The sequence below is a fragment of the Kineococcus sp. TRM81007 genome (genome assembly GCF_022669155.1).
In the GTDB taxonomy this organism is placed as follows: Bacteria; Actinomycetota; Actinomycetes; order Actinomycetales; family Kineococcaceae; genus Kineococcus.
In genome coordinates this window covers 85,403-91,621 of sequence record NZ_JALBVB010000016.1, presented here as the reverse complement: position 1 = coordinate 91,621, position 6,219 = coordinate 85,403, and the positions used below count along the sequence as shown (strand labels likewise).

At 72.9% G+C, this 6,219-nt stretch carries 8 protein-coding genes; 7 read left to right on the top strand and 1 reads right to left on the bottom strand.

Annotated elements, in window-relative coordinates:
• The first annotated feature begins 159 nt into the window (after positions 1–159).
• Together MN205_RS00455 and MN205_RS00450 are read left to right on the top strand one after the other, a co-directional pair.
• A complete protein-coding gene (locus tag MN205_RS00455; protein ID WP_242123227.1) occupies positions 160–351 on the top strand; it encodes a DNA-binding protein in 192 nt (63 codons plus the stop codon).
• Positions 348–734, top strand: coding sequence for a type II toxin-antitoxin system death-on-curing family toxin (locus MN205_RS00450; protein WP_242123223.1), 387 nt, complete (start codon positions 348–350; stop codon positions 732–734). The genes MN205_RS00455 and MN205_RS00450 overlap by 4 nt, the downstream gene beginning before the upstream one ends.
• A gap of 159 nt (positions 735–893) precedes the next feature.
• Here the strand turns inward: MN205_RS00450 and MN205_RS00445 are convergent, their stop codons facing one another.
• Positions 894–2,339, bottom strand: a complete 1,446-nt coding sequence (locus MN205_RS00445; RefSeq protein WP_242123221.1) for an ISL3 family transposase — start codon at positions 2,337–2,339, stop codon at positions 894–896.
• Positions 2,340–2,703: 364 nt separating this feature from the next.
• Between MN205_RS00445 and MN205_RS00440 the strand changes: the two genes are divergently transcribed.
• The 5 genes from MN205_RS00440 to MN205_RS00420 all read left to right on the top strand — a co-directional run bounded on the left by MN205_RS00440 (position 2,704) and on the right by MN205_RS00420 (position 6,218).
• A complete protein-coding gene (locus MN205_RS00440; RefSeq protein WP_242123219.1) occupies positions 2,704–3,807 on the top strand; it encodes a mandelate racemase/muconate lactonizing enzyme family protein in 1,104 nt (367 codons plus the stop codon).
• Between the two features lie 129 nt (positions 3,808–3,936).
• Positions 3,937–4,092: a hypothetical protein gene (locus MN205_RS00435; protein WP_242123216.1), complete on the top strand. Its 156-nt coding sequence runs from the start codon at positions 3,937–3,939 to the stop codon at positions 4,090–4,092.
• Between the two features lie 403 nt (positions 4,093–4,495).
• Entirely contained in the window at positions 4,496–4,948 is a 453-nt protein-coding gene (locus MN205_RS00430) for an anthrone oxygenase family protein (protein WP_242123214.1), read from the top strand.
• 10 nt (positions 4,949–4,958) lie between these two features.
• The gene (locus MN205_RS00425) at positions 4,959–5,435 is read left to right on the top strand and encodes a heme-degrading domain-containing protein (protein WP_242123212.1); all 477 of its coding nucleotides are present in this window, start codon (positions 4,959–4,961) and stop codon (positions 5,433–5,435) included.
• Between the two features lie 3 nt (positions 5,436–5,438).
• Entirely contained in the window at positions 5,439–6,218 is a 780-nt protein-coding gene (locus tag MN205_RS00420; RefSeq protein ID WP_242123209.1) for a putative protein N(5)-glutamine methyltransferase, read from the top strand.
• Position 6,219 lies beyond the last annotated feature (1 nt).

The following is a 6,219-nucleotide window of genomic DNA, read 5'->3' as shown; positions in this document are numbered from 1 at the left end:
GCCGGGTAGGGCCAGCCCGTCGCGGAGGTGGTACGTCGGTATGCGACTTCACGGTCATCCCGCCCTCCGAGCGCGATCATGGTTGGCGACTTCGCGCACATGTCGATGGCCAAGCGCCTGGCCCACTCGGTACCACAGCGGTACCATCCACGGGTGGCCATGAACCTACGACTGACCGAGGAGGAGACCGAGGCCTTGCGCCGACGCGCCGAGCAGGAGGGCCGCTCCATGCAGGAAGTGGCTCGCACCGCCATCGGTGAGTACGTCTCCGACCGCCCTGCGCGCCTGCGCGCGGCCATCGACCAGGTGCGCACCGAGGACGCCGAACTCCTGGCCCGCCTCGCCCGGTGACCGAGCCGCACCCCCCGATCGACCACCTGACTACCGAGGACCTGCTGGAGATCGCCGCCGGCGTCGTCGAGGACGTCCAGGTCCACGATCTGGGACTGCTGGCTTCAGCCGCCGCGCGCCCCCGCACCACCGTCTTCGGCCGCGAGGCCTACCCCGACCTGGCCGAGAAGACCGCCGCGCTGATGCACTCCCTGGCCCGCAACCACCCGCTGGTCGACGGCAACAAGCGCCTGGCCTGGTCCGCCGCCCGCGTCTTCTGCCTGCTCAACGGCACCGACCTGGTCATGGACGTCGACGACGCCGAGCAGATGGTCCTCGCCGTGGCCGCCGGCGACCTCGACGCCACGGAACTGGCGGAGGTGATCAACCGGCACCTGCGGTGAAGACGCACGGACATGCCTGCGGGCTCAGGCGGTCAGTGCAACACCTCGGCCGCGGGGTAGCCAGTGGTCTGCCGCGGCCCAGCCCATCGGGCCAGGTCTGCCTTCCCACCCGAAGATCCGAAGAGCCTAACGGGCTCTTCGGATCTGCGGGTGGGTAGCTCACCCTGACCCGCGCCGGCGACGTCGCCAGGGTCGGGTGCCGTCGGCGGCGAGCAGGATGCGGATGCGGTAGTTGGTGAAGTTGCGGAACCCGTGGGCCAGGCGGCGGGTCCTCTCGATGATGAGGTCGATGGCCTCGGTGCCACCGTTGCTGATGCGGTAGCGGTGCGGGTCATCGAAGTAAGCCAGCACCTCCGCCCGCCACAACCGCAGCGTTCGACCGAGCCGGGCGATCTCCGGGATCGGGCAGCGGTGAAAGCTGTCGAGAACCCGCTGCGCGATGGCCCGGCCCGCAGCCGGGGTCGGGGCGTGGAACATCGAGCGAAGGTCCTGGTAGGCGGGCCAGGCCACGGTGACCTCCCAGCCGGGGTCACCGGCCTGCAGTGCAGCCTCGAGGCTGGCGCAGCCGCGGTCGGTGAGGTTCTCCCGGGCCGTGGTCAGCAACCGGCGGATCCGGTAGAGCGGGTCCTTCTTGTGACCGCGCCGGCCCAGGGTGGCCTGCTGCACGCGGCGGCGAACCTCGTCCATCGCGGTGGAGGCGAGCTTCACGACGTGGAAGGCGTCCAGGACGGTGATGGTGCCGTCGGGTAGTTCGGTGCGGATGGCGTTGGCGTAGCCGCCAAACGGGTCCAGGGGAGCGTGGGTGATGCCGTCGACGAACTCGCGGGTCTGGGCGCGGATCCAGGTCGCGTAGCCCGGTCCCGAGCGGCCGAGGGTGACGTCGAGCAGGCGGGCGTGGACACGGCCGTGCTGGTCGCGGGTCAGGTCGACGATGGAGGTGACGGCACGGTTGCGGTGACGGGCTGAGGGGCGCCGGATGTGCTCATCGACCCCGAGTGTGTCGACGCCAGCCAGCCGCGCGGATCGGGCTGATGCCGCGTCGAGGTCGTCGGCGGCGTGAGCGCGGATGGTGAGCTTGGTCCGCTCGGGCAGTGCAGGGTGTTCCTCGGACCAGACGCCCGTCGGGCAACGTTGTTCGCGGCGTCGCCAGCGCCGTTTGCGCCAGATCAGCTGCACGGGTGTGCCGAAGCAGGGCGCATCGGCCATGCGGTGCTCGCGCCGGCCGTGATCGGCGGCGAGCACCCCGCAGTCCCGGCAGGCGACCACCTCGGGTGGGCCGGTCTGGACGGTCAGGCGCAGCAGCCCGCGCGGGTGCTCAGCGTCAGGGCTGGGGTCGGGGTCGAGGCGGTGCAGGGCGAGCAGGTGCAGACCATCCAGACCCAGCAGCTGATCGGCGACGGCACACGGGTCGGCACCGTGCCGGGGGCCGGACGGCTCGCAGGAGGGGCGCACGGTGCAGCCGTTCGTTGATCGATCGTGATCCATCCGATCGTGGCGGGCTTGATCGTTCCCGCCGGCGAGACGCACCGCCTTACCGCTCACCCACATGATGGCGATGACCGAGCGCAAACTGAGCGCGAGAACCACCCGCTCGTCCGCCAGCACCGGTCAACGGGCTCGCCGATCCCGAACACCCGCATCACCCGCATCACCCGCGACCGCACGACCTGGTTGCGCGGCTACCTGCACGATCTCGCCGCCGACTTCCGCCAGCACGATCCCGAGACCCTCGAGGCGCAGCTGCTCACCGTGCACGAAGGCGCCACCACGCTCCACTCGGCCGACGCCGACCCCACTGCCCCGCAGACCGCCCGCGAAGCCGCCACCACCCCCTCGCCCATGACGGTCGATCGACCTGACAGGGCCAGCAGCACAGGACCCCCAGCAGGATCAGCAGCACAGCACCAGTAGCGTCGAGCTCCACCCGGATCGACGACACCGACGCCGACACACGGATCGGGAGGAACGCATGCGGATCGCCGAGATCCACCTCTACCAGGTCGACCTGCCGTTGAACGGCACCGTCTACCGGTTGTCCGAGGGCGCCTACACCGCCCTGGACTCGACGCTCGTGCAGATCGTGTCCGACACCGGGCTCTCCGGATGGGGCGAGACGTGCCCCATCGGCCCGACCCACGCCCCGGCCCACGCACTCGGCGCCCGCGCGGCCCTGACCCAGATGGCCCCGGGGCTGATCGGCCAGACCGTGACCGGGCCCTCGACGATCCAGCGCGCGCTGCACGACCTGCTCCACGGCCACAACTACGCCAAGGCCGCGATCGACATCGCGGTGCACGACCTGCTCGGCAAGGCCCACGGCCTGCGGGTGTGCGACATGCTCGGCGGCGCGACGACCGATCAGGTCGACTCGTACTACTCGCTGACGCCCGACGACCCCGACGAGACCGCCCGCATCGCGGCGCAGAAGATCGCCGAGGGCTACCCCCGCCTCCAGGTGAAGGTCGGTGGACGGCCGGTCGAGATCGACATCGAGGCGATCCGGAAAGTGTGGGAGGCGACCGGCTGCACACGGCTCGTCGTCGACGCCAACCGGGCGCTGCTCACGCGCGACGTCCTGCGGATCGACCGGGAGTGCGCCGACATCCCGTTCGTGTTCGAGCAGCCCTGCAACACCGTGGAGGAGATCGCCGCGATCCGCGCCCAGCTGGACCACCCGGTCTACCTGGACGAGAGCACCGAGGGCCTGGGTGAGGTGCTGCGGGCGATCTCGCTGGGGGTGTGCGACGGGTTCGGCCTCAAGGTCACCCGCCTGGGCGGCCTCGGCGCCATGGCCACCGTCCGCGACGTCTGCGAGGCACGCTCGCTGCCCCACACCTGCGACGACTCCTGGGGCGGGGACATCATCGCCGCGGCCTGCGTCCACATCGCCGCGACCGTGCACCCCCGCCTGCTCGAGGGCGTCTGGATCGCCGAACCCTTCGTGAACCTCCACTACGACTCGGCGAACCCGGTCCGGGTCGAGGGCGGCCGCATCCAGGTGCCGACCGGTCCCGGACTCGGCGTGGTCCCCGACGACGGCGCCTTCGGCGATCCCGTCGCATCGTTCTCCTAGATCGGCTCGGCCCTGCCGGGTGAGGAGCCCGTCGAGCGAGGCCGCGCGGTGTAGGGATGCCCCACACCACGCCCGCTGCCGCTGACGTGCCCTCGCTGGAGTACCCCGAGCGATTCCTTGCCTTGCTGCATGACTGGCGACCACCTCGACGACCCGGCCGTGCGGGAGCTGCTCGAGCTGGCCCTGACCGATCAGATGGCCGCGGGTCTGTTGAGCCGGTTCCTGCGCGGGGACGGGACCGTCACCGGGCAGTTGTACGAGCGGATGGTTTCGCTACGGACCTGACTCCTGAGTGGGGAGGTCAGTACGGCCTTCCCACTCGTGGATCCGAAGAGCCCACTTGACGCAGACGTCCTTCTCCCCGCTGCTGCTGACCCTGCCCGGGTAGCCCGGCTGCAGGGACAAGAGCTCGGCGATGGCGTGCACGAGCCGGCCGGGGTGATGGGGCTGGAACCGCATCCTGCCGGCCTCGTCGGCAGGGCCTCGCCAGCGGACGAAGCTGGCGACGGGCAGGTGCTCGAGGCGGTGGTACGGGTGCGGTGAGTCGTTCACCGGTGTTCTCCTCGCCGTCCTGACCAGCCGGGCGACGGACGCTGCCTCTCGCCGGATGGACGACGGGACCACCTTGCCGATCGGACGCACTCGAGACACCGGCCCGCGGGGAACGCCGTTCCGGCAGGATCGCCCCGTGACCTCACCGCCGGCCCGCGCCCACGACGTCCTCACCGCCGTCCTCGCGGCGGCGATCGTCCCCGACCCGGCCGGGCGGCGTCGCCGCACGACGGGTTTCGCGCAGTACGTGCCGCACCAGCAGCGCGCCGACGCCGTGATGCGCCGGCTGGCCCCCGCGCTGTCGGTGGCGTCGATGGGGTCCGGTCTGCTCGCCGCGAGCGCCCTGGCGCGGCGCGACCCGGCCGCCGCGGCGTGGCGGGCGGTGTCGGTGGCGGCCGTGGCGGGGGCGGTCGTGCTCACCGTGCGCGTGCACGTGCCGTTCAACCGGCAGCTGCGCACGTGGACGCCCGACGCGGAGGTCCCCGGCTGGCGGGAGGGGCGGGACCGCTGGGAACGTGCCCACCACGTGCGGCGCGGCCTCGTCGTCCTCGCCGGCGCCTGTACCCTCGCCGCCCGCCGCCGACCCTGAGGAGATCCCGATGACCGACGACCACGCCGCCCTGCTCGCCGAGCTGGAGGCGCAGGAGGCCGAACTGGTCTTCGACGCCTTCGACAACCTCACCGCGTGGCGGCTGGGCACCCTCCTCGCCGAGCGCGCCGTGTCCCTCGACCTGCCGGTGGCGGTCGCGGTGCGACGCAACGGCCAGCGCCTCTTCCACGTCGGCCTGCCCGGTTCCTCCGCCGACAACGACGTGTGGCTGGACCGCAAGATGGCCGTCGTCGACCTCTACGGCCGCTCCTCCTACCTGGTGGGCACCCGCTTCCGCGCCGCCGGCGGGCACTTCGACACCGACTCGCGCCTGGACACCGGCCGGTACGCCGCCCACGGCGGCGCGTTCCCCGTGCTGGTGCGCGGCGTCGGCTGCGTCGGGGCGGTCGCGGTGTCCGGGCTGCCGGAGGCGGAGGACCACCGCGTCGTCGTGGAGGGCCTGACCGCGTTCCTCGCCCGCTCCTGACCCGTGGGCACCGAACCCCGGGGCACCGACACCCTCGCCGAGCGGCTGCGCGCCGCCGGGTGCGTGTTCGCGGAACGGGAGGCGGCGCTGCTGCGCGAGGCGGCGTCCTCCCCCGCCCACCTGGACGCCCTCACCGCCCGCCGCGCCGGCGGGGAGCCGCTGGAGCAGGTGCTGGGGTGGGCGGCGTTCCGCGGGTCGCGACTGCGCGTGGAACCTGGCGTGTTCGTGCCCCGGCACCGCTCCGGCCTCCTCGTGGACCTCGCGGCGCCACTGCTGGCGCCCGGGTCGACGCTCGTGGACCTGTGCTGCGGCACGGGCGCCCTGGCGGCGGCGCTGGCCGCGCGCGTGCCGGGGCTGGTGGTGCACGCCGCCGACGTGGACGCCGCGGCGGTGCGGTGCGCGCGGGTGAACCTGCCCGGGGCGCACGTGCACCGCGGCGACCTGTTCGACGCGCTGCCCCCTGCGCTGCTGGGCGGCGTGGACGTGGTGGTGGCGAACGTGCCGTACGTGCCGAGCGGTGAGGTGGCGCTGCTCCCGCCGGAGGCGCGCGAGCACGAGGCGCGCGCCGCCCTGGACGGCGGGGTCGACGGGCTGGGGGTGCTGCGCCGGGTGCTGGCGGGGGCGGCTGCGTGGTTGCGGCCGGGCGGGTCGCTGCTGTCGGAGGTCGCCGACCGGCAGGTGGACGCCGCGCTGGCGGCCGCGACCGCCGCGGGCCTGAGCGCCCGCGCGGTCGCGGACGAGGAGTTCGAGACGACGGCGCTGGTGGTGCGCCAGCCGGTCTGAG